The organism is Mesorhizobium sp. WSM4871, from assembly GCF_055811295.1.
The window spans coordinates 113,115-137,304 of record NZ_JBVVPU010000011.1 but is presented as its reverse complement, the minus strand read 5'-3'; the positions used below and the strand labels follow the sequence as shown (position 1 = coordinate 137,304).

Annotated in this window: 21 protein-coding genes, 1 tRNA gene and 1 riboswitch; of the genes, 11 read left to right on the top strand and 11 right to left on the bottom strand. The window is 62.3% G+C overall.

Annotation, left to right across the window (positions count from 1 at the left end):
- On the top strand, window positions 1–750 hold the full coding sequence (locus AC0L2H_RS22620) for an enoyl-CoA hydratase-related protein (RefSeq protein ID WP_473592271.1): 750 nt from the start codon (window positions 1–3) through the stop codon (window positions 748–750).
- Window positions 751–824: 74 nt separating this feature from the next.
- On the opposite strand, the gene ppk2 is transcribed toward AC0L2H_RS22620, so the two are convergent.
- Entirely contained in the window at window positions 825–1,733 is a 909-nt protein-coding gene (ppk2, locus tag AC0L2H_RS22615) for a polyphosphate kinase 2 (protein WP_473592270.1), read from the bottom strand.
- A 122-nt stretch (window positions 1,734–1,855) separates the two neighbouring features.
- On the opposite strand from ppk2, the gene AC0L2H_RS22610 reads away from it, so the two are divergent.
- Together AC0L2H_RS22610 and phoU are read left to right on the top strand one after the other, a co-directional pair.
- Window positions 1,856–3,121: an ATP-binding protein gene (locus AC0L2H_RS22610; RefSeq protein WP_473592269.1), complete on the top strand. Its 1,266-nt coding sequence runs from the start codon at window positions 1,856–1,858 to the stop codon at window positions 3,119–3,121.
- Between the two features lie 211 nt (window positions 3,122–3,332).
- The gene (gene phoU / locus AC0L2H_RS22605) at window positions 3,333–4,058 is read left to right on the top strand and encodes a phosphate signaling complex protein PhoU (RefSeq protein WP_473592268.1); all 726 of its coding nucleotides are present in this window, start codon (window positions 3,333–3,335) and stop codon (window positions 4,056–4,058) included.
- Window positions 4,059–4,386: 328 nt separating this feature from the next.
- Here phoU and AC0L2H_RS22600 read toward each other — a convergent pair whose 3' ends face one another.
- Entirely contained in the window at window positions 4,387–4,905 is a 519-nt protein-coding gene (locus AC0L2H_RS22600) for a GcrA family cell cycle regulator (RefSeq protein WP_473592267.1), read from the bottom strand.
- Window positions 4,906–5,262: 357 nt separating this feature from the next.
- On the opposite strand from AC0L2H_RS22600, the gene AC0L2H_RS22595 reads away from it, so the two are divergent.
- The 3 genes from AC0L2H_RS22595 (at window position 5,263) to AC0L2H_RS22585 (ending at window position 8,534) form a co-directional block, all read left to right on the top strand.
- Window positions 5,263–6,462 carry an acetylornithine transaminase gene (locus AC0L2H_RS22595; RefSeq protein ID WP_473592266.1) on the top strand — a complete coding sequence of 400 codons (1,200 nt, stop codon included), beginning with the start codon at window positions 5,263–5,265 and terminating at the stop codon, window positions 6,460–6,462.
- A 17-nt stretch (window positions 6,463–6,479) separates the two neighbouring features.
- Window positions 6,480–7,391, top strand: coding sequence for an ornithine carbamoyltransferase (gene argF / locus AC0L2H_RS22590; RefSeq protein ID WP_107652291.1), 912 nt, complete (start codon window positions 6,480–6,482; stop codon window positions 7,389–7,391).
- A 108-nt stretch (window positions 7,392–7,499) separates the two neighbouring features.
- A complete protein-coding gene (locus AC0L2H_RS22585) occupies window positions 7,500–8,534 on the top strand; it encodes an Hsp33 family molecular chaperone (RefSeq protein WP_473592265.1) in 1,035 nt (344 codons plus the stop codon).
- Window positions 8,535–8,540: 6 nt separating this feature from the next.
- Here AC0L2H_RS22585 and apaG read toward each other — a convergent pair whose 3' ends face one another.
- On the bottom strand, window positions 8,541–8,933 hold the full coding sequence (gene apaG, locus AC0L2H_RS22580) for a Co2+/Mg2+ efflux protein ApaG (RefSeq protein ID WP_473592264.1): 393 nt from the start codon (window positions 8,931–8,933) through the stop codon (window positions 8,541–8,543).
- Window positions 8,934–9,258: 325 nt separating this feature from the next.
- Here apaG and AC0L2H_RS22575 point away from each other — a divergent pair, with 325 nt between their 5' ends.
- Window positions 9,259–10,404 carry a ceramide glucosyltransferase gene (locus tag AC0L2H_RS22575; protein WP_473592263.1) on the top strand — a complete coding sequence of 382 codons (1,146 nt, stop codon included), beginning with the start codon at window positions 9,259–9,261 and terminating at the stop codon, window positions 10,402–10,404.
- A gap of 24 nt (window positions 10,405–10,428) precedes the next feature.
- On the opposite strand, the gene AC0L2H_RS22570 is transcribed toward AC0L2H_RS22575, so the two are convergent.
- Window positions 10,429–11,619: an O-succinylhomoserine sulfhydrylase gene (locus AC0L2H_RS22570; RefSeq protein ID WP_473592262.1), complete on the bottom strand. Its 1,191-nt coding sequence runs from the start codon at window positions 11,617–11,619 to the stop codon at window positions 10,429–10,431.
- Window positions 11,620–11,676: 57 nt separating this feature from the next.
- A riboswitch (SAM riboswitch) is annotated at window positions 11,677–11,754 on the bottom strand.
- Window positions 11,755–11,833: 79 nt separating this feature from the next.
- Here AC0L2H_RS22570 and AC0L2H_RS22565 point away from each other — a divergent pair.
- Together AC0L2H_RS22565 and AC0L2H_RS22560 are read left to right on the top strand one after the other, a co-directional pair.
- On the top strand, window positions 11,834–12,925 hold the full coding sequence (locus AC0L2H_RS22565; RefSeq protein ID WP_473592261.1) for a 2'-deoxycytidine 5'-triphosphate deaminase: 1,092 nt from the start codon (window positions 11,834–11,836) through the stop codon (window positions 12,923–12,925).
- A 127-nt stretch (window positions 12,926–13,052) separates the two neighbouring features.
- The gene (locus AC0L2H_RS22560) at window positions 13,053–13,826 is read left to right on the top strand and encodes an ABC transporter substrate-binding protein (protein ID WP_473592260.1); all 774 of its coding nucleotides are present in this window, start codon (window positions 13,053–13,055) and stop codon (window positions 13,824–13,826) included.
- Between the two features lie 172 nt (window positions 13,827–13,998).
- Here the strand turns inward: AC0L2H_RS22560 and araD1 are convergent, their stop codons facing one another.
- The 4 genes from araD1 to chvE form a co-directional block, all read right to left on the bottom strand.
- A complete protein-coding gene (gene araD1, locus AC0L2H_RS22555) occupies window positions 13,999–14,991 on the bottom strand; it encodes an AraD1 family protein (RefSeq protein WP_473592259.1) in 993 nt (330 codons plus the stop codon).
- A gap of 211 nt (window positions 14,992–15,202) precedes the next feature.
- Window positions 15,203–16,495 carry a multiple monosaccharide ABC transporter permease gene (gene mmsB, locus AC0L2H_RS22550; RefSeq protein WP_473592258.1) on the bottom strand — a complete coding sequence of 431 codons (1,293 nt, stop codon included), beginning with the start codon at window positions 16,493–16,495 and terminating at the stop codon, window positions 15,203–15,205.
- Window positions 16,492–18,024: a multiple monosaccharide ABC transporter ATP-binding protein gene (gene mmsA, locus AC0L2H_RS22545; RefSeq protein ID WP_473592257.1), complete on the bottom strand. Its 1,533-nt coding sequence runs from the start codon at window positions 18,022–18,024 to the stop codon at window positions 16,492–16,494. The genes mmsB and mmsA overlap by 4 nt, the downstream gene beginning before the upstream one ends.
- A 99-nt stretch (window positions 18,025–18,123) precedes the next feature.
- A complete protein-coding gene (gene chvE, locus AC0L2H_RS22540) occupies window positions 18,124–19,188 on the bottom strand; it encodes a multiple monosaccharide ABC transporter substrate-binding protein (RefSeq protein WP_473592256.1) in 1,065 nt (354 codons plus the stop codon).
- 291 nt (window positions 19,189–19,479) lie between these two features.
- Between chvE and AC0L2H_RS22535 the strand changes: the two genes are divergently transcribed.
- Window positions 19,480–20,469 (top strand): LysR family transcriptional regulator, encoded by a 990-nt coding sequence (locus tag AC0L2H_RS22535; protein WP_473592255.1) that lies wholly within the window; start codon window positions 19,480–19,482, stop codon window positions 20,467–20,469.
- A 98-nt stretch (window positions 20,470–20,567) separates the two neighbouring features.
- On the opposite strand, the gene AC0L2H_RS22530 is transcribed toward AC0L2H_RS22535, so the two are convergent.
- From AC0L2H_RS22530 to AC0L2H_RS22520, 3 genes are all read right to left on the bottom strand, one after another.
- Window positions 20,568–21,395: an MBL fold metallo-hydrolase gene (locus AC0L2H_RS22530; protein ID WP_473592254.1), complete on the bottom strand. Its 828-nt coding sequence runs from the start codon at window positions 21,393–21,395 to the stop codon at window positions 20,568–20,570.
- Between the two features lie 167 nt (window positions 21,396–21,562).
- Window positions 21,563–21,636, bottom strand: a tRNA-Gly gene (locus tag AC0L2H_RS22525).
- A 77-nt stretch (window positions 21,637–21,713) separates the two neighbouring features.
- Complete coding sequence (locus AC0L2H_RS22520; protein ID WP_473592253.1) at window positions 21,714–23,585, bottom strand: acyltransferase family protein; 1,872 nt, start codon at window positions 23,583–23,585, stop codon at window positions 21,714–21,716.
- A 280-nt stretch (window positions 23,586–23,865) separates the two neighbouring features.
- On the opposite strand from AC0L2H_RS22520, the gene AC0L2H_RS22515 reads away from it, so the two are divergent.
- Entirely contained in the window at window positions 23,866–24,129 is a 264-nt protein-coding gene (locus AC0L2H_RS22515) for a DUF6460 domain-containing protein (protein ID WP_473592252.1), read from the top strand.
- Window positions 24,130–24,190: the final 61 nt, after the last annotated feature.

Sequence of the window (24,190 nt, the reverse complement as noted above, 5' to 3'; positions counted from 1 at the left end):
ATGAACATCCACGCGCAAACGGAGTTCCGCAATCATACGCTGATTGTCACGGTGTCGTCGGACGATGGCCGGCCGGTGCTGGACAGGCGAGCCTATGAAAGCCTGGCGAGGACCTTCCACGAAGCTGCCGTCGACGATGAAGTACGGGTCGTGGTGCTGCGAGGCCTGGCCGGCTGCTTCTGCCTCGGTGGCGACTTTTCCGAATTCCTCGATGCCACCAAGCATCAGCGGTTGATCGCCGCCGTCACCGACATGTTCCGCACTTTGGCGACGTTTCCGAAGCCAGTCCTTGCCTGTGTCGATGGCGACGCCGTCGGCGTCGGCTGCACCATCCTGTTCCATTGCGACATGGTGATCGCCTCTGATGAAAGCACGTTCCGGGTGCCGTTCGTCGATTTCGGCCTCGTGCCGGATGCGGCGACCAGCATTCTGGCGCCACGGAAGCTCGGTTATGCCGGCGCTTTCCGCTTCTTCTGCCTGGGCGACACGCTCCGCGCCGAGGATGCCAAGGCGCTCGGCCTGGTCACGGAGATCGTGCCGGGCGGCAGTGTCGAGGAAGCGGCGCTTGGTAGGGCCAGGCAACTCGCCAAGAAGCCGGTCGCCGCACTGTTGCAGACACGCGACCTGCTGCGGGGCGACACCGATGTGCTCTGTGACCGCATCGACCAGGAGATCTCGCTCTTCCAGCAGGCTTTGCAGGACGACGTCACGCTAAAGCGGCTGCAACGGATCGCCAGGCTGGCGGCTTGAACGGTCACGCCGAAGAAAGAGCGATCGATGGATCGAGCTCCGCGCGGCAGAGAGGCCGCGCGGCGCTGGAGGCGTCAGTCCTGTTTTCCCAGGAATGACGGCCCTTCGCCGATGATCTTCTTGTCCTCCTTGCCGATGGCGTCGAGGTCGCGGCCCTCATAGGGCAGCGACAGCAGGATGCGCCGGATGACGGCCAGCCGCGCGCGCCGCTTGTCGTTGGCCCGCACGATGATCCAGGGCGCGAACTCCTTGTGCGTGCGCTCCACCATCAGGTCGCGCGCCTTGGTGTAGTCGTCCCATTTCGTGATGCCGGCGACGTCGATCGGCGAGAATTTCCAGTTCTTGAGCGGGCTCCAGCGGCGATCGTGGAACCGTTCGAGCTGGGCTTCCCGGCCGATATTGAGCCAGATCTTGAAGAAATGGATGCTATCGTTGCAGATCATCCGTTCGAAATGCGGCGTCTCGTCGAGAAACTTCTCATGCTGCTGCGGCGTGCAGAAACCCATCACCGGTTCGACCCCGGCGCGGTTGTACCAGGAACGGTCGAAGCTGACGAATTCTCCCGCCGTCGGGAAATGATCGACATAGCGTTGGAAATACCACTGTCCGCGTTCGGTCTCGGTCGGCTTGGTAAGCGCCACATTGCGCGCGGTGCGCGGGTTCATGTACTGGTGCAGCACGAAGATCGTGCCGCCCTTGCCGGCGGCGTCGCGTCCCTCGAACAGCGTCATCACCCGCTTGCCCGTCGACTGCAACCAGGCCTGTGCCTTGACCAGTTCGATCTGCAACCGCTCGAGCGGCTCGTCATAATCCTCGCTCTTCATTTTCTTGTCGTAAGGGTAGCCGCCCGAGGTCAGCTTGTTGTCCTCCACCCAGTCGGGAAGTTCGGGGTTCTCGATGTCGAATTCCCGTTCCTTGCCGTCGATCCTGATCTTCAGCGGACCTGACGCAGGTGCTGTGGGATTTTCCTTGGGCTTTTTCATCGAGACGAACCTTTCCAGCTTCGGGACTCATGCTATTGGGAGCCTTACTGCATCGGCCCGAAAATCGGAATCGATTTTCGGAAACAGGATGCCGGGCACGAGGTGCGCGCGAATGGCTGACAATGGCTGAGATGGGCGCGGAGCATGAAGGCGCGGCGCAGACGGTCGCTATCCGGCTGTGGAACAGCCGCTGGCTGCTTGCAGCCGGCATCGTCGCGGTTCTGGCGGTTTATTGGTTCGCCGGCATGTCCGGCTATGTCGTGCTGTTGGCCTGTGCCGTACTGCTTGCCGCCGCGATGCTGCAGACCGACGTTGCGCGCCATTCCGCCGAGAGCGGCGCGGCGATCGAGGCCAGCGGGCTGCAGCGGCTGTCGGGCGAATATCTGGCGGCGGCCGTTGCCGATCCGCTGATCATCTTCGACCGCACGGCCATGATCGTCCATGCCAACGCTGCCGCCTTCGCCGCCTTTGGCGGCATCGCGCCGGGACTGTCGCTGTCGCTCAAATTCCGCGCGCCGGAAATGCAGGCCCTGCTGGACAGCATCTTGTCGGGAAATGTCGCCTCCGATGTCGTCGACTACACCGAAAAGCTGCCGGTCGAACGAGCCTACCGGGTGAGCGCCTCTTCGGTCGGCCACGGCACCGATCTCTATGTGCTGGTGTTCAAGGACCAAAGCGAGGCCCGCCGGATCGACCGGATGCGCGCCGATTTCATCGCCAACGCCAGCCACGAATTGCGCACTCCGCTGGCTTCGATATCAGGCTTCATCGAGACGCTGCGCGGGCCGGCCCGCAACGATCCGACGGCGCGCGAGCAGTTCCTGCAGATCATGCAGAACCAGACTGGCCGCATGGCGCGCCTGATCGACGATCTCTTGTCGCTGTCGCGGCTGGAGATGAAACCCTATCTGAAGCCGGGAAACGAGGTCGATCTCCGCCAGACCGTTGACAGCGTCATCGATTCGCTCGGGCCGCTTGCCAGGGAAAACGGCGTCGCCATCGAGCGGGATTTCGCGGAAGGGCCGCTTGATGTGCCGGGGGACCGGGACGAACTCTTCCAGGTCTTCGAGAACCTGCTGGAAAACGCCTGCAAATACGGACAGTCGGGCGGACGCGTCGTGGTGTCGATCGCCCATGGCGATGCCGGTCCCGAGCCGGGCATCGACGTCACCATCAGGGATTTTGGTCCCGGCATAGCCGAGGAGCATATCCCGCGTATCACCGAGCGCTTCTACCGCGTCGACGTCGAGAACAGCCGGACCCAGAAAGGCACGGGCCTCGGCCTGTCCATCGTCAAGCATATACTGACGCGCCACAACGCCAGACTTTCGATCAAGTCCGAGGTCGGCAAGGGCGCAGCCTTCTCGGTCCATTTGCCGAGGCACTGACGTCGCACTATGTGCTAACGCATCGGCCCGAAAATCGGAATCGGTTTTTCGGAAAAGCACGATGCGTGGATATAGGAGTTAGGGCGTCCTTTGTGCGTCTAATCGGACGCAGGTCGCTCTAACTGTTTCTTTTTTCTGTCATCCCGCTAGCGTATCAGTGGAGGATTCGAGAAGACGACTCGGTGAGAAGACCATGGAAGGGCATTCATCCATGCAGTCCGTGCACATCGTCAGCGCCTATGACGAGGAGCTGCAATACCTGTCGAAGCGCATCGCCGCGATGGGCGGGCACGCCGAGCGCATGGTCGAACAGGCGATCGCGGCCCTGGTCAACGCAGATCCCGGCCTCGCCCAGAAGGTCATCCGTGACGACCTGGTTCTGGACGAGGGACAGCGCGAGATCGACGACAAGGCGATCGTCATCATCGCCAAGCGTCAGCCGATGGCGACGGATTTGCGCGAGATCGTCGGGGCGATCCGCATCTCGGCCGATCTCGAACGGGTCGGCGACCTCGGCAAGAATGTCGCCAAGCGGGTGGTTGCCGTCATCGAAGGACGCCAGCCGACCAGCCTGTTTCGTGGCCTGGAGGCACTGGCCGACCTCGCCTTGACGCAGCTCAAGGAAGTGCTCGACGTCTACGCGTCGCGCTCGGTGGAGAACATCGGCTTCGTACGCGACCGCGACGATCAGATCGACGCCATGTACACCTCGCTGTTTCGCGAATTGCTGACCTATATGATGGAGGATCCGCGCAACATCACGCCGTGCACGCATCTCCTGTTCTGCGCCAAGAACATCGAACGGATCGGCGATCACGCCACCAATATCGCCGAGACGATCTATTACATCGTCACCGGCGACCAGATGCCGGCCGACCGGCCAAAACGCGACAAGACAGACAAGATTGCCCTTCCCGCTATGCAGCCGGTGAAGTGAACGCACCACCTCTCGAACGTATGGCTAATTTAGGCTAGGCTTCCCTGAACGTTCCTGATCCCGGCCCTGGGCCATGCCTCAAGGCGGCGGCGATGGAAAACTTTCGGAACCTGAGCACCGCCCCGCCGTCGTCCGGCATCATCGCGTCGAGCGTCTATATGGCCGGTCGGCGTGGGCGCTGCCGCTGTACTGGCGGCGATCGCTGCGATCTGCTCTTTCCTGTACTGGCGGTTTCGCACGAATGGTTGGCTGTGAAAAGAGAGGGCAGTAGGGCTCAAGCGCAGCCCAAACATACTGCCCTACTGCCTTACTCCCCTATTCCCCCTAACTACCTGCTGCGCCGCCGCTCCGAAGCCGGCTGGAACGCGATGCGAGAATGGTATTTGCAATAAGGCCCGGTTTCGGCGGCGTCATTGCCGCAGAAATGGAAATCTTCCGAAAGCGGATCGCCATTCGGCCATTTGCAGGTCCGCTCGTTCAATTCGACGAGCTGCAGATGCCGCGAGATCGGTACAACGACGTTCTCGACCGGGCGGATGTAATGACGCGCCACCGGCTCGGCGTCGAATTGCGCCTGCAGCGCGGTCGCTCCGATCGACGTGGTCATATGCCGCGCCGCGCTTGCCGCCCGTGATACCGATTTCTGGACGCTCGATCCCTGCACGCTCTTCTTCTGGCGTGCCGGTGCGGCTGTTGATCGGCCGCGCCCCGACAATTTCAGCCGGTGTACCTTGCCGATGACCGCATTGCGGCTGACGCCCCCGAGCTGTGCGGCGATCTGGCTTGCGCTCAGTCCTTCCGACCACAATTTCCTGAGAAGTTCGACTCGCTCGTCAGTCCAGTTCATGAGACCGCGCTCCTGCTGAGGCGTGCGGCGATCGGAATCCTTTCCCGACCCGGCTCTCGCCGGGCGAACAACACCAGATATACCGGGTGATTAGGTCCGCCGCACGAAATCTAGTTATTTCTCGACTACAAATACCTATGCGTTGACTCAGTGACAAGAGTCTCAAGGGCAACACGAATCGGTTTTTTCGGTTTTCCCCAACTTGCCCGGTCGCTTATGAGCCGGCGTCTCGCTGAGGGGCTTGCCGCGCGTCCTTGCGCGACGTTTTCGTTGACTTCATGGCCGAAAAACACGATAAGCCGCAAAGGCCGCCGCTTTGGCGGCTTTTTTGATTTTCCGGTTCCGGAGAAGCATATAATGAGCGGTTCGGCGCTTTTCGAGACCTTTGCCCGCGCACCCTTGGCTTTCGACCATGGGGAAGGCACTTGGCTGGTTACCGACAAGGGCGAGCGATATCTCGATTTCGCCGGCGGCATCGCCGTGAACTCGCTGGGCCACGGCCATCCGCATCTGGTCGCCGCGCTCACCGAGCAGGCGGCCAAACTCTGGCATGTCTCCAATCTCTACGAGATTCCGGGGCAGAGCCGCCTGGGTGAGCGGCTGGCCGAAGCCACCTTCGCCGACAAGGTGTTCTTCACCAATTCCGGCGCTGAGGCATTGGAATGCGCGATCAAGACGGCGCGGCGCTACCACTTCGTCAAGGGCCATCCCGAGCGCTTTCGCATCATCACCTTCGAAGGCGCCTTCCATGGCCGCACCCTGGCGACGATAGCGGCGGGCGGCCAATACAAATATCTCGAAGGGTTCGGACCCAAGGTCGAAGGATTCGATCAGGTCGGTTTCGATGATATCGATGCCGCCGAAAAGGCGATAACAGCTGAGACGGCAGCGATCCTGATCGAGCCGGTGCAGGGCGAAGGCGGCATCCGCCCGGTGCCGACGCAGTCGCTTAAGCGGCTGAGGCAGCTCTGCGAACAGCATGGCCTGCTCTTGATTTACGATGAGGTCCAGTGCGGCATCGGTCGCACCGGGAAACTGTTCGCGCATGAATGGTCCGGTGTGACGCCTGATATCATGGCGATCGCCAAGGGCATCGGCGGCGGCTTTCCGATGGGCGCCTGCCTGGCCACCGACGAGGCGGCGGTCGGCATGACCGCTGGCGTGCACGGCACCACCTTCGGCGGCAATCCGCTGGCGATGGCGGTCGGCAATGCCGTGCTCGACGTGGTGCTGGAAGACGGTTTCCTGGAGGATGTTCAGCGCAAGGCACTGTTGCTGAAGCAGGGCCTGGCCGGCGTCGCCGATGAATTTCCCGACGTCATCGAGGGTATCCGGGGAACCGGGCTGATGCTCGGCCTCAAATGCGCGATGCCCAACGCCAAGGTAAACACTGCGCTGCGCGATCAGCATCTGCTGACGGTTCCGGCGGGCGACAACGTCATCCGCCTGCTGCCGCCGCTGACCGTCACCGATGCCGAGATCCATGAAGCGCTCGACCGCATCCGCGCCGGTGCCCGGGGCTTGGCTGACGCCATCGCCGCGGCTGCCGCGAAGTAATCCCGGAACCAGTCCTGATGTCACTTCGCCATTTCACCGATCTCTCCGCCGTTTCCGCGGGCGACCTGCGCTTCATGCTGGACGACGCGGTGGTGCGAAAGGCGCGCCTCAAGGCCGGCGAGCGGACGAAGCCGCTCGAAGGTAAGGTGCTGGCGATGATCTTCGACAAGCCGTCGACGCGCACCCGCGTCTCCTTCGACGTCGGCATGCGCCAGCTCGGCGGCGAAACCATCATGCTGACCGGCACCGAGATGCAGCTCGGCCGCTCCGAAACCATCGCCGACACCGCCAAGGTGCTGTCGCGCTATGTCGATGCGATCATGATCCGCACCACCTCGCATGAGCGGCTGCTGGAACTGACCGAGAATGCCACCATACCCGTCATCAACGGCCTGACCGACGACACCCATCCTTGCCAGTTGATGGCCGACATCATGACCTTCGAGGAACATCGCGGTCCGGTGGCCGGCAAGACCATCGCCTGGACCGGTGACGGCAACAACGTGCTGCATTCCCTGCTGGAAGCCTCGGCGCGGTTTGCCTTCAACCTGAATGTCGCGGTGCCCGAAGGCAGTGAGCCGGGCGAGAAGCATGTCGACTGGTCGAAGCGGCATGGCGGCAAGCTAAACTTCACCCGCTCGCCCGAGGAGGCTGTCCACGAGGCCGACTGCGTCGTCACCGATTGCTGGGTGTCGATGGGCCAGGAACACCGCGCCCGCGGCCACAATGTTTTCCTACCCTACCAGGTCAATGCGGCGCTGATGGCCAAGGCCAAGCCCGACGCGCTCTTCATGCACTGCCTGCCGGCGCATCGCGGCGAGGAGGTCACCGACGAGGTCATCGACGGGCCGCATTCGGTGGTGTTCGACGAGGCCGAGAACCGGCTTCATGCCCAGAAGGCGGTCCTGGCCTGGTGTCTGGGCGCTTGATTCGGGCCACCTTGATCGGGCCCATCTTGATCGGGCAATGCGTGGTGCCTATCTCAGGCCCATCACGCAAAATGAGCGCGTTTAGACGCATGCGCCCCGGAGGGCGGCATGGCCGCGCCCCGGAGCTTTGTCATGTTGGAAACCCGTCAATTGGCTGAACATCAACCCAAACTCGGCGAATTCGGCTACGCTGGCGACGATCATGTCGTGCCCTTCGAGGTTGGGCCGCTCGATGTGCGCGGCCGCACCGTCCAGCTCGGGCCGATGCTCGACGCCATCCTTTCCCGTCACGATTATCCCGAGCCGGTCGCCCGCCTGCTGGCGGAAGCCTGCGTGCTGACGGTGCTGCTTGGCACCTCGCTCAAGTTCGAAGGCAAGTTCATCCTGCAGACCCGCACTGACGGGCCGGTCGACATGCTGGTGGCGGATTTTTCCACGCCGTCCGCATTGCGCGCCTATGCGCGTTTCGATGCCGACCGGCTGGAGGTGTTGACGGCCGCCGGCGAGACGTCGCAGCAGACGTTGCTCGGCAGCGGCGTGCTGGCGCTGACCATCGACCAGGGCGCCCACACGCAACGCTATCAGGGCATCGTCCAGCTCGACGGCGAGACGCTGGAAGAGGCGGCGCGCACCTATTTCCGCCAGTCGGAGCAGATCCCGACCGATCTCCGGCTTTCGGTGGCCAAGCTGTTGACGCCCGGCATTGGCGGCGCTCGCGAGCAATGGCGGGCCGGTGGCATTCTGGCGCAGTTCCTGCCGCAGTCGCCAGAACGCATGCGCGTGCCCGATCTGCCGGGCGGCGACGGCGACCCGCGCGAGGAAATCCACGATCCGGACGACAATTCCTGGCAGGAACTGCTGGCGCTGCTCGGCACCATCGAGCCGACTGAGCTGATCGATCCGACGATCGGCGCAGAGCGGCTGCTTTATCGGCTGTTCCACGAGCATGGCGTGCGCGTCTTCGGCGGCGTGCCGGTCGCCGACCAGTGCTCATGCTCGAGGGACAAGATCCGCGGCATTCTCGAAGGCTTCTCCGCCGACGAGATCAGGGACAGCACCGAGGAGGGCGGCATTCATGTCGCCTGCGAATTCTGCTCGAAGCAATATGACTTCGATCCGGCGGAATTTACCGCGGCGCAGTAACAGCTGTCAGTTCACCGTGCGTCGCGTGTCTGGCAGGTCGAGCGAGAAGGCGGGGATGGCGATGTTGAACGTCTCGCCCCGCGCGTTGCGCATCGTGTAGTGGCCGACCATGATGCCGGATGGTGTCGGCAACGGGCAGCCGGACGTATATTGATAGCTGTCGCCGGGGTTGAGTTCGGGCTGGTCGCCGACGACGCCGGCGCCGCGCACTTCCTCGACGCGGCCGGCGCCGTCCGTAATGTGCCAATAGCGCGACAGAAGCTGCACGAACTCGTCCGACTGATTGTCGATGGTCACATGGTAGCCCCAGACATAGCGGTTCTCCGACGGATCCGAGCGATCTTCCAGGTAGAACGGCCTGACCAGCACTTCGATGTTGCGCGTAACGGCGCGGTACATGGACTACTCCGGTTGCTGCGGCAGGGAACATTTGTCCCGCTGCGCGGTTTGATGCGGGAGCGCAGACCCGTTTTGCCGGCCTCAAAGCGCACGTGCCGAAAAACAATGTCATTTAAGTGACACATGACAATGTTGGTGTGCACGGACTGTGCCGGGCGACTCGAGCGCTCTGTCGCTGCCGCATCGGCCCGAAGATCGAATTCGACTTTCGGAAAGCACGATGGGTAGCCTCAAAAGCGTTAGAGCGTCCTTTGCGCGTTCAAACGGACGCGCGGCGCTCTAATGAAACGGCCGCGGGCGGCCTTTCCGGAGTGACCAGATCTCGATGGAACTGACTCTCGCAGCCGCCTTCGCTTCTTCAGCCCTACTTCTTGCAAATCTCGCCAGTATCGTGCTCGCCTCGTCGCGGCTGAAGGCGCGGCGGGTCATCGCCGCACCCTCCGGCAAGCCGCCGCCTCTCTCGATCGTCGTGCCGTCGCGTGGCGTGGAGCCGTTCACTGAGGAGACGCTTCAGCACGCCTTCTCGCTCGATTGGCCACACTACGAATTGATCTTCTGCGTCGCCCATGCCGACGACCCGGTGGTCAAGCTCATCGACGCCGCGATCGCCCGCTATCCCAACGTGCCGGCGCGGCTGCTCACCGGCGATGACCGCATCAGCGCCAATCCCAAGCTCAACAACTGCGTCAAAGGCTGGGAAGCCGCGCGCCATGACTGGGTCATCCTTGCCGATTCCAACGTGTTGATGCCCAAAGACTATGTCCAGCACCTGATGGCCGCGTGGCGGCCGGACACAGGCCTCGTCTGCTCTACGCCGATCGGCTCTCGGCCGGATGGGTTCTGGGCCGAAGTCGAATGCGCCTTCCTCAACACGCTGCAGGCGCGCTGGCAATATGCCGGCGAGGCACTCGGCCTCGGCTTTGCCCAGGGCAAGAGCATGTTGTGGAACAAGCCTATGCTTGACGCCAACGGCGGTATCCATGCGCTCGCCGCCGAGATCGCCGAGGACGCTGCCGCGACCAAGCTGGTCAATGGGCTCGGCTTGCGCGTCAATCTCGTCGCCTCGCCATTCGAGCAGCCGCTCGGCCAGCGCACCTTTGGCGAAATCTGGTCGCGCCAGGCCCGCTGGGCGCGCTTGCGCCGCGTCACCTTCCCGCTGTTCTTCGCGCCGGAGATCCTCACCGGCGTGGCAATGCCACTGCTGTTGGCGCTGATCGCGGCGGCAAGCGCCGGCATCAGTCTGCCCACCACGGCTCTATGCGTGCTGCTGGTTGCCTATCTGCCGGAATGCATGCTCGCCTGGTCCAAGGGCTGGTATCGGTCGCCACGCATCGTCACAGCCATGATCGTGCGGGATTTAATGCTTCCCGCCATCTGGGCACGTGGCTGGCTGGGCGGTGCTGTCGAATGGCGCGGCAACGCCATGACCATCCGCACCAAGGCGATGACCGAGTTGGAAGAAGGCGTCTGAGCAATCCCTGCCGCGCGGCGGCGGCTATTTGGCTGATTTGAGCGCCTGCTCGACATCCCCGAGCAGATCGTCCGTATCTTCAAGCCCGACCGAAAGCCTCAGCGTGCCCGGTCCGATGCCGAGTTCGGCGCGTGCCTCGTCGCTGAGATTCTTGTGGGTTGTCGTCGCCGGGTGAGTGATCAGGCTCTTGGCGTCACCAAGATTGTTGGAGATCAGCACGATGTCGAGGGCGTTCTGGAAGGCGAAAGCCGCCTGCTTGCCGCCCTTGACGTCGAGGCAGATCAGCGTCGAGCCGCCCGTCATCTGCTTCTTCACGACGGCCGCCTGCGGGTGATCGGCGCGGCCGGGATAGATGACGCGGGCGATCTCAGGCCGCTCGGCAAGGAAATCCGCGATCTTGCCGGCACTTTCCGTCTGCTGGCGCACGCGCAGCGGCAGCGTCTCCAGGCCCTTGAGCAGCGTCCAGGCATTGAACGGCGACAGGCTGGGGCCGGTATGGCGGAAATAGTCGTGCAAATTCTCGTCGATCCACTTCTTGTCCGACAGGATGACGCCGCCCAGACACCGCCCCTGGCCGTCAATATGCTTGGTCGCCGAATAGACGACGATGTGGGCGCCGAGTTGCAAAGGCTTCTGCTGCAAGGGGGTGGCAAAGACGTTGTCGACGATCAGCCGCGCCCCGATCGAATTGGCAAGCGTCGCGACGGCTGATATGTCGACCACTTCCAGCGTCGGATTGGTCGGGCTTTCCAGGAAGAACAGCTTGGTGTTTGGCCTGACCGCCTTCTCCCAGTTGGCGATGTCGGTGCCGTCGACCAGCGTCGCCTCGATGCCGTATTTCGGCGCCAGCGTCTCGACCACCCAGCGGCAGGAGCCGAACAGCGCGCGCGCCGCCACGATATGGTCGCCGGCCCTGGCGCTGCACAGAAGTGCGGCGGTCACCGCTGCCATGCCGGACGCGGTGGCGCGCGCGTCTTCCGCGCCTTCCAGCGCGCACATGCGTTTTTCGAACATGTCGACGGTGGGATTGGCGTAGCGCGAATAGATGAAGCCCGGTTCCTCGCCCTTGAAGCGGGCTTCCGCCGCCTGTGCCGTCTCGTAGACGTAGCCCTGGGTGAGGTACATCGCCTCGGAGGTTTCGCCGAAGCCGGAACGCAGCGTCCCGCTATGCACGAGTGCGGTTTGAGGCTTCCAGTTACGCTTCTTGGTGCTCATCGCTTTTGTTCCAGACACAAAAAAACCGGCCGCGAAAGTCGCAACCGGTCCATACGGCCTTGCGGCCCGACGGTCCTTTAGCGACTTGTTTAACGTGGCTGCAAGCCGACCGGCCAAATCACCACGGGATAACGACCCTTTAGACCCGCGCCGCGCTTGCGTCAATTGCCGGCATGATTAAGAGGTTTGTACCAGCGGCCTCTTGGAGCAGCCTTTGCGGCAGACAGGCATTCTTCCCGATCACGACATTTCCGCGCTGTTCCAGTCCGGCGCGCTGAAGGCGCCTGCGCTTGATGCCGATCAGATCCAGCCGGCCAGCCTCGATCTCAGGCTCGGCGACAAGGCCTGGCGCGTGCGCGCCTCCTTCCTGCCCGGCCCGAACCATAAGGTCGCCGAAAAGCTCGACCGGCTGAAGCTGCACGAGATCAATCTGGCCGAGGGCGCCGTGCTCGAAACCGGCTGCGTCTACATCGTGCCGCTGCTCGAAAGCCTGGCGCTGCCAGAGAACATTTCGGCTTCGGCCAATCCGAAGAGCTCGACCGGGCGGCTGGACATCTTCACCCGCGTGATGACCGATCGCGGCCACGAGTTCGACAAGATCGCCGCCGGCTACACCGGGCCGCTCTATCTGGAGGTCAGCCCGCGCACCTTCCCGATCGTGGTCCGCACCGGCTCACGGCTGTCGCAGATCCGGTTCCGCACCGGCAACGCGCTTCTGTCGGAAGCAGAACTGCACGAATTGCATCGCGCCGAGACGCTGGTCGCCACCGAGCCGCCCAACATTTCGGGCGGCGGTATCGCGCTCTCTATCGACCTCGACGGTGACAAGGACGGGCTGGTCGGCTACCGCGGCAAGCATCACACCGGGCTGGTCGACGTCGACAAGCGCGCCGCGCAGGATGTCGTCGATTTCTGGGAGCCGCTCTACAAGAGCGGCGCCGGCGAGTTGGTGCTCGATCCCGACGAATTTTACATCCTGGTCAGCCAGGAGGCGGTGCATGTGCCGCCGCTCTACGCAGCCGAGATGACGCCCTTCGATCCGCTGGTCGGCGAATTCCGTGTCCACTATGCCGGCTTCTTCGATCCGGGTTTCGGCCATTCGGCGGCCGGCGGCACCGGCAGCCGGGCGGTGCTCGAAGTGCGCAGTCATGAAGTGCCGTTCATCCTTGACCACGGCCAGATCGTTGGCCGCCTGGTCTACGAGCACATGCTGAAGCGGCCGCAGGCGCTCTACGGCACCGATCTCGGCTCGAACTATCAGGCGCAGGGCCTGAAACTGTCCAAGCATTTCCGCGCCGCGCGCTGATCCTTCCGCCAGCCGCACATTGTGCCGGTCGCACATTGTGCTTGCCTCACACTGCGCTTGCCTGACCGGGCGCGCCATGCTTGGCTATGCCGACCTTCAAATGAGCAACCGCAAGGGGAACAACAAAATGCGGATTTCGAGATGGATCATATCGGCAGCGGCTGCTGCAATGCTGGTGGCCGGCCCTGGTTTCTCGTTGGCGCAGGCACAGGAAAAACTGAAGATCGGCACCGAGGGTGCCTATCCGCCGTTCAACACCATCACTGCGGACGGCAAGCTGGTCGGCTTCGACATCGACATCGCCGATGCGCTTTGCGCTCAGATGAAGGTCGAATGCGAGCTCGTCACCCAGGACTGGGACGGCATGATTCCGGCGCTCCAGGCCAAGAAGTTCGACGCCATCGTCGCCTCGATGAGCATCACCGAGGAGCGCAAGAAGCAGGTCTCCTTCACCAACAAATATTATACGACGCCGCTTTCGCTGGTGGCGCTGAACGACACCGAGATCGCTTCGACCGAGGCTGAGGCGCTTGCCGGCAAGACGGTGGGGGCGCAGGCCTCCACGACCCAGGCCGACTATGCCCAGAACGTCTATGGCAAGGCCGGCGCCGAGGCGAAGCTCTATCCGACCCAGGAAGAGGCGATCACCGACCTCATGAACGGCCGCCTCGATGCCGTCCTTTCGGACAAGTTCGTGCTGATGGACTGGATGAAGAAGGCGAGCGACGGCTGCTGCAAGATGGTCGGTGACGTCAAGGGCACCGAGACGCAAGCCGGCATTGCCGTGCGCAAGGAAGACAATGAACTGCGCGAAAAGCTCAACGCTGCCATAGACGCCATCGTTGCCGACGGCACGTACAAGAAGATCCAGGCCAAGTATTTCGACTTCGATATTTATTGAGGTTTGTTGTCTCCCCCCTTGAGGGGGAGATGGCCGCGAAGCGGCCAGAGGGGGTCGTCTCACATAGAGCGCGGCACCCTGCAGACGCGAAGAGGAGGCTGGCGCTCTACGCGAGACGACCCCCTCTGTCGCCTTCGGCGACATCTCCCCCTCAAGGGGGGAGATCACCCGCTCAAAGCGCCTTCACCGCCACCTTCACCGGCTTCTCGATCTCGAGCGGATTGCGCAGCGGCAGGCCGAAATCCCCGGCCTCGATCTCGAAGACGTCGCCGGCCTCGGTCCGGATGCCGTCGGCAAACGACAGCGTCGCCGTGCCGAACATGTGCACATGCACGTCGCCCGGCTGGCGGAAGGCCGAATATTTGAAATGGTGGTGCTCGAGATTGGCGATAGTGTGCGACATGTTCGCTTCGCCCGACAGGAACGGCTTTTCCCAAAGCAGCTTGCCGTCGCGCAGGATGCGCGAGGAGCCCTTGATGTCGGACGGCAGGTCGCCGATCAGGATCTCCGGTCCGAACGAGGCGTTGCGCAGCTTGGAATGGGCGAGGAACAGATAGTTCACGCGCTCGGTGACATGGTCTGAAAACTCGTTCGACAGCGTGAAGCCGACGCGGAACGGCGCGCCGTCGTCGCCGATGACGTAGATGCCGGCGATTTCCGGTTCCTCGCCGGCGTCCTGCGCGAAAGCGGGCGACATCAGAGCCGCGCCCGGCGCCACCGCCATTGTGCCATTGCCCTTGTAGAACCATTCCGGCTGCACGCCCATCTGGCCCTTGGCCGGCTTGCCGCCCTCCAGCCCCATGCGGAACATCTTCATGGAATCGGTGAGCTGTTCCTCGCCGTCGGTGTTGAGCTTCTTGTGCATGGAATCGCGGGTCGCCGCGGAGCCGAGATGTGTCAAGCCCGTGCCGGTGAGATGAAGATGCGCGGGATCGGGATGGTTGATCGGCGACACCAGCCGCCCCTTTTTATAGATGGTATCGAGATCGACCGTCTCGCCGTAGCCCTTGCGTTCGATGAGCGCTTCGAGGCCCGTGCCGGTGCGGGCGGCCTCCATCGCCAGCGAATAGACGCTGCGGGCGCCGTTGATGATCCGGGTCTTGCCGCCGTTGCGGGCAACGACACGGATCGTCTCGGCGTCGTCGAGTATCTGGGAGATCAGCATGATGTACCCTCTCTGGAATTGCCTTGGCGGCCTGCCGGTGCGGCAAACCCTTCCAAGCGCGACCCGGACCAGGTCCGCGCCACGGGTGAAATTCTTCGTCCGGATTGCGCTCGCTGGCCTGGTCTCTCAGGAGACTTCTTCGCACCGGCCTCTTGCCGGCAGCCGCGATGTGACCCGTATGGTTTCCTCGTCCGGCCAGGTTGTTCCCGGCTCAACCCTTGTTCTTGTTGTAGACGTCGAAGACCACGGCGCCGAGCAGCACCAGGCCCTTCACAACCTGCTGCCAGTCGACATTGACGCCCATGATCGACATGCCGTTGTTCATGACGCCCATGATGAAGCCGCCGACCACCGCGCCGATGACCTGGCCGACGCCGCCCATGGCCGAAGCGCCGCCGATGAACACGGCGGCGATGACGTCGAGCTCGCTGCCGAGCCCCGCCGCTGGCACGGCCTGCCCCAGCCGCGCCGCGATGATCAGGCCGCCAAGCGCCGACAGCACGCCCATATTGATGAACACCATCAGGGTCAGCCGTTCGGTCTTGATGCCCGACAGCTGCGCCGCCTTGGCGTTGCCGCCCATCGCGTAGATGCGGCGGCCGATCGTCATCCTTTTGGTGACGAAGACGAACAGCGCAATCAGCACGCCCATCACCATGAGGACGATCGGCAGGCCCCTGTAGGTGGCGAATTGGTAGACCAGGAACAGCGCCAGCGCGCTGGTCACCAGGGTCTTGACGACGAACAGCGTGAAGGGTTCGGCCTCATAGCCATGCCGCTCGCGGCTGCGCCTCGCCCTGAGCCCGAAATAGGCATAGGCAAGCACGGCGGCGAGGCCGATCACGATAGTCGTCATGTGCAGCGTCAGCCCGCTGCCGACGATGGTCTTGCCGGCGGCGTTCACCACCGGCGGGATCAGCGTCAACGAGCCGATCACGTCGGGAATGAAGCCGGAGCTGAGCGCCTTGAAGCCGGCCGGAAGCGGCCCCACGGAAGAGCCGCCACCCAGCAGCGCCTGGCAGATGCCGCGGAAGATCAGCATCCCCGCCAGCGTGACGATGAAGCTCGGTATTCGGTGATAGGCGATCCAGTAGCCTTGCGCGGCGCCGATCGCGCCACCCACGATCAGGCAAATGACCGACACCACCAGCGGATTGCTGAAGGGGCCGAGCGGCCAGATGACCATCATCATCGCCGCCAGCGCGCCGATGAAGCCGGCGACGGAGCCGACGCTGAGATCGATATGGCCGGAGACGATCACCAGAAGCATGCCCAGCGCCATCACGATGATGAAGCTGTTCTGCTGCACCAGATTGCTCAGGTTCACCGGCTTGAACAGCGTTCCGGACGTCGTGAACTGGAAAAACACCATGATGGCGATCAGCGCCAGGATCAGCCCGTATTCGCGCAGATTGGTGACCAGCGCCGAGACGGCAATGCGAGGTGTCTGTTGTAGGTCCTGGGCGACGCCGCTCTGCGGCCCGGGAGCGCTTTCGGTGCTCATGATGCTTTTCCTTCTCCGCGGACGATGGCGCGCATGATTTTTTCCTGACTTGCGTCGCTTGCGGCCATTTCCCCCACGATGCGTCCTTCATTCATGACGTAGATGCGGTCGGTGATGCCGAGCAGCTCGGGCATTTCCGACGAAATGACGATGATCGCCCTGCCTTCGGAGGCGAGACGGGCGATGATCGTATAGATTTCATATTTGGCGCCGACGTCGATGCCGCGCGTCGGCTCGTCGAGGATCAGCACGTCGGGATTGGCGAACAGCCACTTCGACAGCACCACTTTCTGCTGGTTGCCGCCCGACAGATTGCCCGTCATCTGGTAGACGCTGGACGAGCGGATGTTGGTCTTGGCCTTGTATTCATTGGCAACGGCGAGTTCGCGCAGATCGTCGATCACGCTGTGGCGCGACACGCCGCCCAGATTGGCCAGCGTGATGTTGTGCTTGATATGGTCGATCAGGTTGAGGCCGTAGGTCTTGCGGTCCTCGGTGACGTAGGCGATGCCGTGTTCCACCGCCTTGCTCACCGAGGAGACATCGATCGGCTTGCCCTTGAGCAGCACCTCGCCGCTGATGCGGCGGCCGTAGGAGCGGCCGAACAGGCTCATGGCGAATTCGGTGCGTCCGGCGCCCATCAGCCCGGCGATGCCAACCACTTCGCCCTTGCGGACATTGATGTCGATGCCCTTGATCACTTGCCGATCGGCATGGATCGGGTGATAGACCGACCAGTTCTTCACCTGGAGCACGATCTCGCCGATGTCCGGCTCGCGCGGCGGATAGCGGTCGTCGAGCGAGCGGCCGACCATCGAGGTGATGATGCGGTCTTCCGAAATGTCTTTCTTGGCAAGCGTTTCGATCGTCCGCCCGTCACGGATGATGGTGACCTTGTCGGCGACCCGGTTGACCTCGTTGAGCTTGTGCGAGATCAGGATCGAGGTGATGCCTTGCCGCTTGAATTCGAGCAACAGATCGAGCAGCGCCTGGCTGTCCTTTTCGGACAGGCTCGCCGTCGGCTCGTCGAGGATCAGCAGCTTCACTTCCTTGCTCAGCGCCTTGGCGATCTCCACCAGCTGCTGCTTGCCGACACCGATATTGGTGATCAGCGTCTTGGGGTCCTCCTTGAGGCCCACCTTCTTGAGCAGGGCGCTGGTGCGTGTCTCGTTGGCATCCCAGTCGATGACGCCGTACCTGGCGTGCTCGTTGCCAAGGAAAATGTTTTCCGTGATCGACAGCATCGGCACCAGCGCAAGTTCCTGGTGGATGATGACGATGCCCTTGTGTTCGCTGTCGTGGATGCCTTTGAAATGGCATTCCTCGCCACGGTAGACGATCGCGCCGTCATAGGTGCCGGACGCATAAACGCCCGACAGCACCTTCATCAGCGTCGACTTGCCCGCGCCGTTCTCGCCGACCACTGCGTGGATCTCGCCCTCTTCGACGCTGAGATTGACGTTGGACAGCGCCTTCACGCCGGGGAACGTCTTGGTGATGTCGCGCATCTCCAAAATCGTCGAGGTCATCAGGAATTAAGCTCCTCCGAGATCGGCAAACATACCGGGCTCGCTGGTTAACGAAAAGGGGCCCTGCGTTGCGCAGGACCCCAGACTTTGCAACCGGGATTACTTCAGTTCGTCGGCCTTGATGTAGCCGGAGTCGACCACCAGCGCCTGGTAGTTCGACTTGTCGACATCATGCGGCGTCAACAGGATCGAGGGGACGACCTTGACGTCGTTGTTGTAGGTCGTGGTGTCGAGGCCTTCCGGCTTGCCGCCCGTGAGCACCTTGTCGACGAGCTCGACGGTGGCCTTGGCGAGTTCCCGGGTGTCCTTGAACACGGTCGAATACTGCTCGCCGGCGATGATCGCCTTGACCGAAGCGGTCTCGGCGTCCTGGCCGGTCACGATGGGCCACGGCTGGTCGGCGGTGCCGTAGCCGACAGCGCGCAGCGAGGCGATGATGCCGCGCGACAGGCCGTCATAGGGCGACAGAACGCCGTCGACGCGGCTGCCGTCCGAGTAGTTGGCGGAGAGCAGATTGTCCATGCGGGCCTGGGCGGTGGCGGCCAGCCAGCGCAGCGTGCCCACCTTGTCCATGCCCATCTGGCCGGACTTCACGACCAGCGTCTTGTCATCGATCAGCGGCTGCAGCACCGACATGGCGCCGTTGTAGAAGAAGAACGCGTTGTTGTCGTCCGGCGAACCGCCGAACAGCTCGATGTTGAACGGACCCTTCTTCTCCGGATAGCCGAGGCCCTTGAGCAGCGATTTGGCCTGGATGACGCCGACACCGAAATTGTCGAAGGTGGTGTAGTAGTCGACATTGGCCGTCTTCTTGATCAGGCGGTCATAGGCGACGACGACGACGCCGGCGTCGGCGGCCTTCTGCAGCGCGTCCGACATGGTGGTGCCGTCGATCGAAGCGATGATCAGCGCCTTCGGGCCCTTGGTGATTTCGTTCTCCAACTGGCTGAGCTGGTTTGGAATGTCGTCCTGCGCGTATTGCAGGTCGACGGTGTAGCCGAGCGCCTCGAGCTGGGACTTGACGGCGTCGCCGTCATTGATCCAGCGCTGCGAGGTCTTGGTCGGCATCAGCACGCCGACCAGGCCTTCGCCTGCCTGCGCGGGCAGCGTCATGGCCGCGATGCCAAGGGCCGCCATGGCGGCCAGTGTCTTGATGATTTTCACAGTAACTCTCCCTGGTTGATGGACGCGACACCTCGGGGCTTCGCGGGCCGCGCAGTCGAGCAGAAGCGCGAGCGCCGCTGTCGTCTATCGATCTCCGGTATCCTCCCAATCGGCCCCGGTACGCTTGTTTCAATCGATACGATTTTTCTCGTCATCGACGGACACGTCTCGGGACGCGCGGAGGGTGTGTCCCTTTGACATAACTGTCAAATGCGATCTCTGATGGTTGCTATATCGAAACTGGTATATGAATGAAGCAGTCCGAGACATAGGCGGGAGCTGGCGAAGATCATGGCGGCATTGCGGAATCCCCAGGGAATCTCAAGCGGTTACGACGACGTTCCGGGCGACGGCGAAACCTTGCTGCGCAGCGGCTTGAGCCTGCGCCACATGCGCATGATCGCCGCACTCGACGATCACGGCCGGGTGAGTGCGGCAGCGCAGGTGTTGAACATCTCGCAACCCGCCGCCTCGCGCATGATCGCCGAGATGGAGGCGGTGCTCGACGTCAAGCTGTGCGAAAGGCTGCCGCGTGGCATCACGCTGACGCCCTACGGCAAGGCATTGGCCAGGCGCGCGCGTTCAATCCTGCTCGAAATGCGCGAGGTCGACCGCGAAATATCAGAGCTCAAGGCCGGCAAGGGCGGCTCTGTGTTCCTCGGCGCGGTGACGGCGCCGGCCATCGAACTGGCCGTGCCGGCAATCCGCGAAATCCGCCGCATCTATCCGCGCATCGAGATCACCATGCAGGTCGAGACCTCCAATGTGCTGGCGCGCGAGTTGATCGCCATGCGTCACGATTTCATCATCGCGCGCATCCCCGACGACCTCAATCCGCGGCTATTCGAATCGCGCGTCATCGGCGTCGAAAAGGCTTGCCTGATCGTGCGCCGCGGCCACCCGCTGAGCAAGGGCAAGGCGGTGCGGCTGGAAGAGACCGCCGCCTATGACTGGGTTTTCCAGTCGGGCGGCTCGCCACTGCGCCAGGCGATGGAAAGCAATTTCCTGAACCGCAACATCGCTTTGCCGGACCGCATCCTCAACACCAGCTCGCTGTTGCTCACCCTGGTCATGGTCGCCCAGTCCGACGCCATCGCGCCGGTGTCGATCCAGGTGGCGAAATTCATCCAGAACCCCGAGGGGCTCTCCGGCGCCATCGACGTCGTCCAGACCGAGTTCGATATCGAAGTCAGGCCCTACAGCCTGATCACCGTGAAGAACCGCGTGCTGTCGCCGGCCGCCAAGATGCTGCACGATTTCATTTTGCGGGAGGTGGGCTGAAGCGCAAATTAAACTGGAGCGAATCCGCGCCTTCAGCTTGGGAAGCTGCACCTTTCGATGTATGCCCAATGACTTGGCTGCAGACCGGCTGAAGGGCGTCAAACCCCTTCGAGAATGACGATCGTCGGCCGGTCAGGCAGGGACTTCAGCGAAACCGACAGCGACCGGCCGGAGCGGAATTCCACGGCGAAATCGTCTCCCATCCTGCCTGTGAATTCGCCGATCGGGGTCGCATGGCGATGCATCGGCAGGATCATCGAGGAATAGAGCCGCGTGGTGATTTCGGTCATCCGGTCGAGCGACAGCGTCATGCCGCCGTCGATAGGCACCATCAGGATGTCGAGCCGGCCGATGGCGCCGTAATGCGCGTCCTCCAGCCGGTGGTGCAGATGGCCGAGATGGCCGATGCAGAGCCCCGCCACTTCGAAGATGAAGATGGAATTGCCGTCCTTGCCGAGATCGCCGCCATTGCGGATATCCGTCGGTACGTTGCGGATGTAGACATCGTCCACGACAAGGGCGTGGCGCGCCGGACCGCCGTCCGGATTCCAGCCGCGCAGCACATATTCGATGGCGGGATCCGGATGGTCCGAATAATGGGTGCGGTGGGCCTTGTTCATGGTCACCACGCGCGGCAGCGGCTCAGCGCCGTAGACGCCGGAAAAGTCGGTGGCGATCCTGACGCCGGCGGGCGTCTCGATGATGTAGGTCGAATGGCCGGCATAGGTGATCGTGACGTCGCCGTCGACGAAGGCCTGGGCCAGCAGGGACGTCTGCCCCTTTGGCGCCGTGAAGCTGGCATAGGTGGCCGACGGCAGCGCTTGCGCGATCGCAACGCATCGCGACGGCGGCGGCTCCTCCTGGGCCGAAGCGGCGAGCGGCCACAAAGCCAGGGTCAGCAGAGCGGCTGCGGATAGGCGGAGCATGGCTGTCTCCCGTGGCAGGACTGGCGCCCATGCACGATAGCGCCAGCGATTATGATGGCTATCGGCGCGACAGTCACGTTTTCGCGAGCGCCTGAGGGGCTGACTGTCAATTGTCGCTAAGGCGCGGCGGATCGGAGTATCGCCTGGCCAGCGCCTATGGCCCAAGCTGGAGCGGGTAGCGGGAATCGAACCCGCGCGTTCAGCTTGGGAAGCTGACAAGCTACCATTACATCATACCCGCGCGAGCCCTCGTTACCACGCAAGCCGGCATGCGGGCAATCGTTATGCGCATGCTTGTGTCTTGCCACCCGCCCACTGTTACTTCGCCGTGGCGAGGGCGTCGTTCGCGGCAAAGTTCGGCCAGTATTTCGAAATTGCCAGCGTGGCCCCAATTGTCGAGAAATGGCCATAGTCGAAATAGAGAAACTGACCTGAATCGGCGAAGGAACAGCGTCCCGCGCTGCACAGGAATTTTAGCGGATCGATGAAAGTGGCGCCTTTGGTGAATGCGCGCACACGGTCGTTGATGCCGGGATCCATGGCCATTGGCCAGGATGTATCATCCAGATTTCTGCGCTTTGCGAAGAACGCGATTTTCCGGACGTCGGCTATGAACTCCGGAGACTGCCCGATGACAAACACCCGCACGCCCAGGCCATGAAGCGTATCGATCGTTTGCTGGAGACCGTCGAAACTTCTCGCCGCGTAGTCGGTCCACCGGCCGCTAAGTATGACCGTCCGGATACCGGCATCGCCAATGATTTTCAGGGCTTGCTGATTGAATCGCGTGCAATTTGGACGTGCATAGGAGAAATAGGAGAGAATCGGCGGACAGCCCGCATAAGTGTATTCCACGACATTGGCTTGAAGCTGATTTGCGTTGGCGTCCAGGCCTGAAACATAGTGGGCGGCGAACGAGTCGCCCCACAACAAGACATTCGTCTTGAAACCGTGGGTGCGTGTGCAATCCCCGAGATTCCAGTTCTCTATCTGGCTGGAGCCCTCGTTGAAACAGATGCCATTGCGCCAGTCGCCGACGGGAATCCGCTGTTGGGCAAAGTCCGGAAACCGTTGCGGAAAGCCGTTGCCGAGTGCCCCGGCCGCGCCGCCAACACAAAGCAGAGCAATCGCGCCTGCTGAAAAGGCGAAGATGGGCACCGGGGCGGTAAAGGTCCTTTTCTGCCGAAACGGCTGCTCGACATATTTCCAGGAGAAAGCAGCCAGCGCGACGCTTGCAACCGTCATCACAACGATCATCGACGGGTCGGGTTTTTGCAGTGAAAGATAGTGAGCGAACGAATTGATTGGCCAGTGAACGAGATACAGCGAATACGAGATGAGACCGATCCAGACCAGCGGCCGGGTTTCGAGTATGCGGGTAACGATCGTCGACGGGGTACCCTGGCCAGCGTAGATAAGCAGCGCTGTTCCAAGGCACGGATACAAGGCGTTGTAACCCGGGAACGGATCACTCTCCGAAATCGTCAGGAATCCGATGGCGAGTAAGCCAACCCCTGCCAGGCCGGCCAGTTCCATGCCAAGCCGGTTGCCCAGGGCCGGGGGCCGTTTCAGCATGAGCACGGCGCCCAGCATGAGTTCCCAGATTCGTGTCGGCAGCAGGTAGAAGCCCGCGGTCGGCGCCATCGATGTCGCCATGATCGCCAGCACGAAGCTGCCGAGAATGATCGGCAGGAGTATCGTCAGCCAGCGCTTCCCGAAATAGCGATAGATCAGGAACATAAGGATCGGAGCGAAGATGTAGTATTGCTCCTCGACCGAAAGCGACCAGGTATGCAGCATCGGTCGCAGTTGGGCATCGATGGAGAAGTAGTTCGTCGTTTTCCAGAAATAGATGTTCGACCAGAACGTCGAAGCCGCTATCACGCTGAGACTGAATTCATGCAGATCCGACGGCAGCAGAATGAACAGCGCCGCTATGCATGTGAGAAGCGTGACAAAGACCAGAGCCGGCAGAATGCGCCGGGCGCGACGCCAGTAGAAGCTGACGATCGAAAACTGGCCGCGTTCAAGGTCGTCCAGAAGGCTTCCGCTGATCAGGTAGCCGGAAATGACGAAGAAGATATCGACACCGGTAAAGCCGCCGGGAATTGCCGTGATTCCGAAGTGGAAGAGTACGACCGGCAGGACCGCAACGGCCCGCAGGCCATCGATATCGCGCCTGTACTTCATGTCCGCTCGCTGTGTTGGCTGATCACGGCGATACAGCGCAGTCCGTCCATAACCGGGCGATACGAGTGAGTCTGGCTGATCGACATCAACTGGGTACCCTCTGTCACCTGATTTTGCTGCACTGCAACATAGGTGTCAAGGTGGCGAGCAGGCAGTCATGCAAGCCGCCGTTCCGGCAGTCGTAAGCGGCCTGGATTCCGCGGCTGGCTTGATAGAGGGCCGACAAGTGCGTATTTCTGGGCTTGCACCGAATCGGCGCAACCTATTGTGGAGACGGGCCTTGTCCGCATTGAACCGTTTTCTCGGCGACACGCCGCTCCGGGTGCTCCTGAAGCTGCTGGTCGTGTCATTTCTCGTTGGCCTCGTCATGAACGCCTTCGGCTGGTCGCCGATGGATGTGCTCTACGGCATCCGGAAATTCTTCCTCGATCTGTGGAACCTGGGTTTCCACGCCGTCGACCGTTTCTTCGGCTATATCCTGCTGGGCGCGGCGATCGTCGTTCCGGCCTTCATCCTGCTCAGGATCGCCAACTATAAGAAATAGAGCATGATCCCGAACCAAAGGTCCGCGCAGCGAAAAGTGGAACCGGTTTTTGTTTCGCTGA

What these genes read in the sequence shown, in the direction of transcription:
- araD1 (WP_473592259.1), bottom strand. Translation starts at nt 14,991, where the DNA reads ATGCTGATCTCCCAGATACTCGACGACGCCGAGACGATCCGTGTCGTT.
- argF (WP_107652291.1), top strand. Translation starts at nt 6,480, where the DNA reads ATGTCACTTCGCCATTTCACCGATCTCTCCGCCGTTTCCGCGGGCGAC.
- AC0L2H_RS22575 (WP_473592263.1), top strand. Translation starts at nt 9,259, where the DNA reads ATGGAACTGACTCTCGCAGCCGCCTTCGCTTCTTCAGCCCTACTTCTT.
- AC0L2H_RS22560 (WP_473592260.1), top strand. Translation starts at nt 13,053, where the DNA reads ATGCGGATTTCGAGATGGATCATATCGGCAGCGGCTGCTGCAATGCTG.
- AC0L2H_RS22585 (WP_473592265.1), top strand. Translation starts at nt 7,500, where the DNA reads ATGGCCGCGCCCCGGAGCTTTGTCATGTTGGAAACCCGTCAATTGGCT.
- mmsB (WP_473592258.1), bottom strand. Translation starts at nt 16,495, where the DNA reads ATGAGCACCGAAAGCGCTCCCGGGCCGCAGAGCGGCGTCGCCCAGGAC.
- AC0L2H_RS22600 (WP_473592267.1), bottom strand. Translation starts at nt 4,905, where the DNA reads ATGAACTGGACTGACGAGCGAGTCGAACTTCTCAGGAAATTGTGGTCG.
- AC0L2H_RS22595 (WP_473592266.1), top strand. Translation starts at nt 5,263, where the DNA reads ATGAGCGGTTCGGCGCTTTTCGAGACCTTTGCCCGCGCACCCTTGGCT.
- ppk2 (WP_473592270.1), bottom strand. Translation starts at nt 1,733, where the DNA reads ATGAAAAAGCCCAAGGAAAATCCCACAGCACCTGCGTCAGGTCCGCTG.
- AC0L2H_RS22610 (WP_473592269.1), top strand. Translation starts at nt 1,856, where the DNA reads ATGGCTGAGATGGGCGCGGAGCATGAAGGCGCGGCGCAGACGGTCGCT.
- AC0L2H_RS22520 (WP_473592253.1), bottom strand. Translation starts at nt 23,585, where the DNA reads ATGAAGTACAGGCGCGATATCGATGGCCTGCGGGCCGTTGCGGTCCTG.
- AC0L2H_RS22620 (WP_473592271.1), top strand. Translation starts at nt 1, where the DNA reads ATGAACATCCACGCGCAAACGGAGTTCCGCAATCATACGCTGATTGTC.
- mmsA (WP_473592257.1), bottom strand. Translation starts at nt 18,024, where the DNA reads ATGACCTCGACGATTTTGGAGATGCGCGACATCACCAAGACGTTCCCC.
- AC0L2H_RS22535 (WP_473592255.1), top strand. Translation starts at nt 19,480, where the DNA reads ATGGCGGCATTGCGGAATCCCCAGGGAATCTCAAGCGGTTACGACGAC.
- AC0L2H_RS22570 (WP_473592262.1), bottom strand. Translation starts at nt 11,619, where the DNA reads ATGAGCACCAAGAAGCGTAACTGGAAGCCTCAAACCGCACTCGTGCAT.
- phoU (WP_473592268.1), top strand. Translation starts at nt 3,333, where the DNA reads ATGCAGTCCGTGCACATCGTCAGCGCCTATGACGAGGAGCTGCAATAC.
- AC0L2H_RS22530 (WP_473592254.1), bottom strand. Translation starts at nt 21,395, where the DNA reads ATGCTCCGCCTATCCGCAGCCGCTCTGCTGACCCTGGCTTTGTGGCCG.
- apaG (WP_473592264.1), bottom strand. Translation starts at nt 8,933, where the DNA reads ATGTACCGCGCCGTTACGCGCAACATCGAAGTGCTGGTCAGGCCGTTC.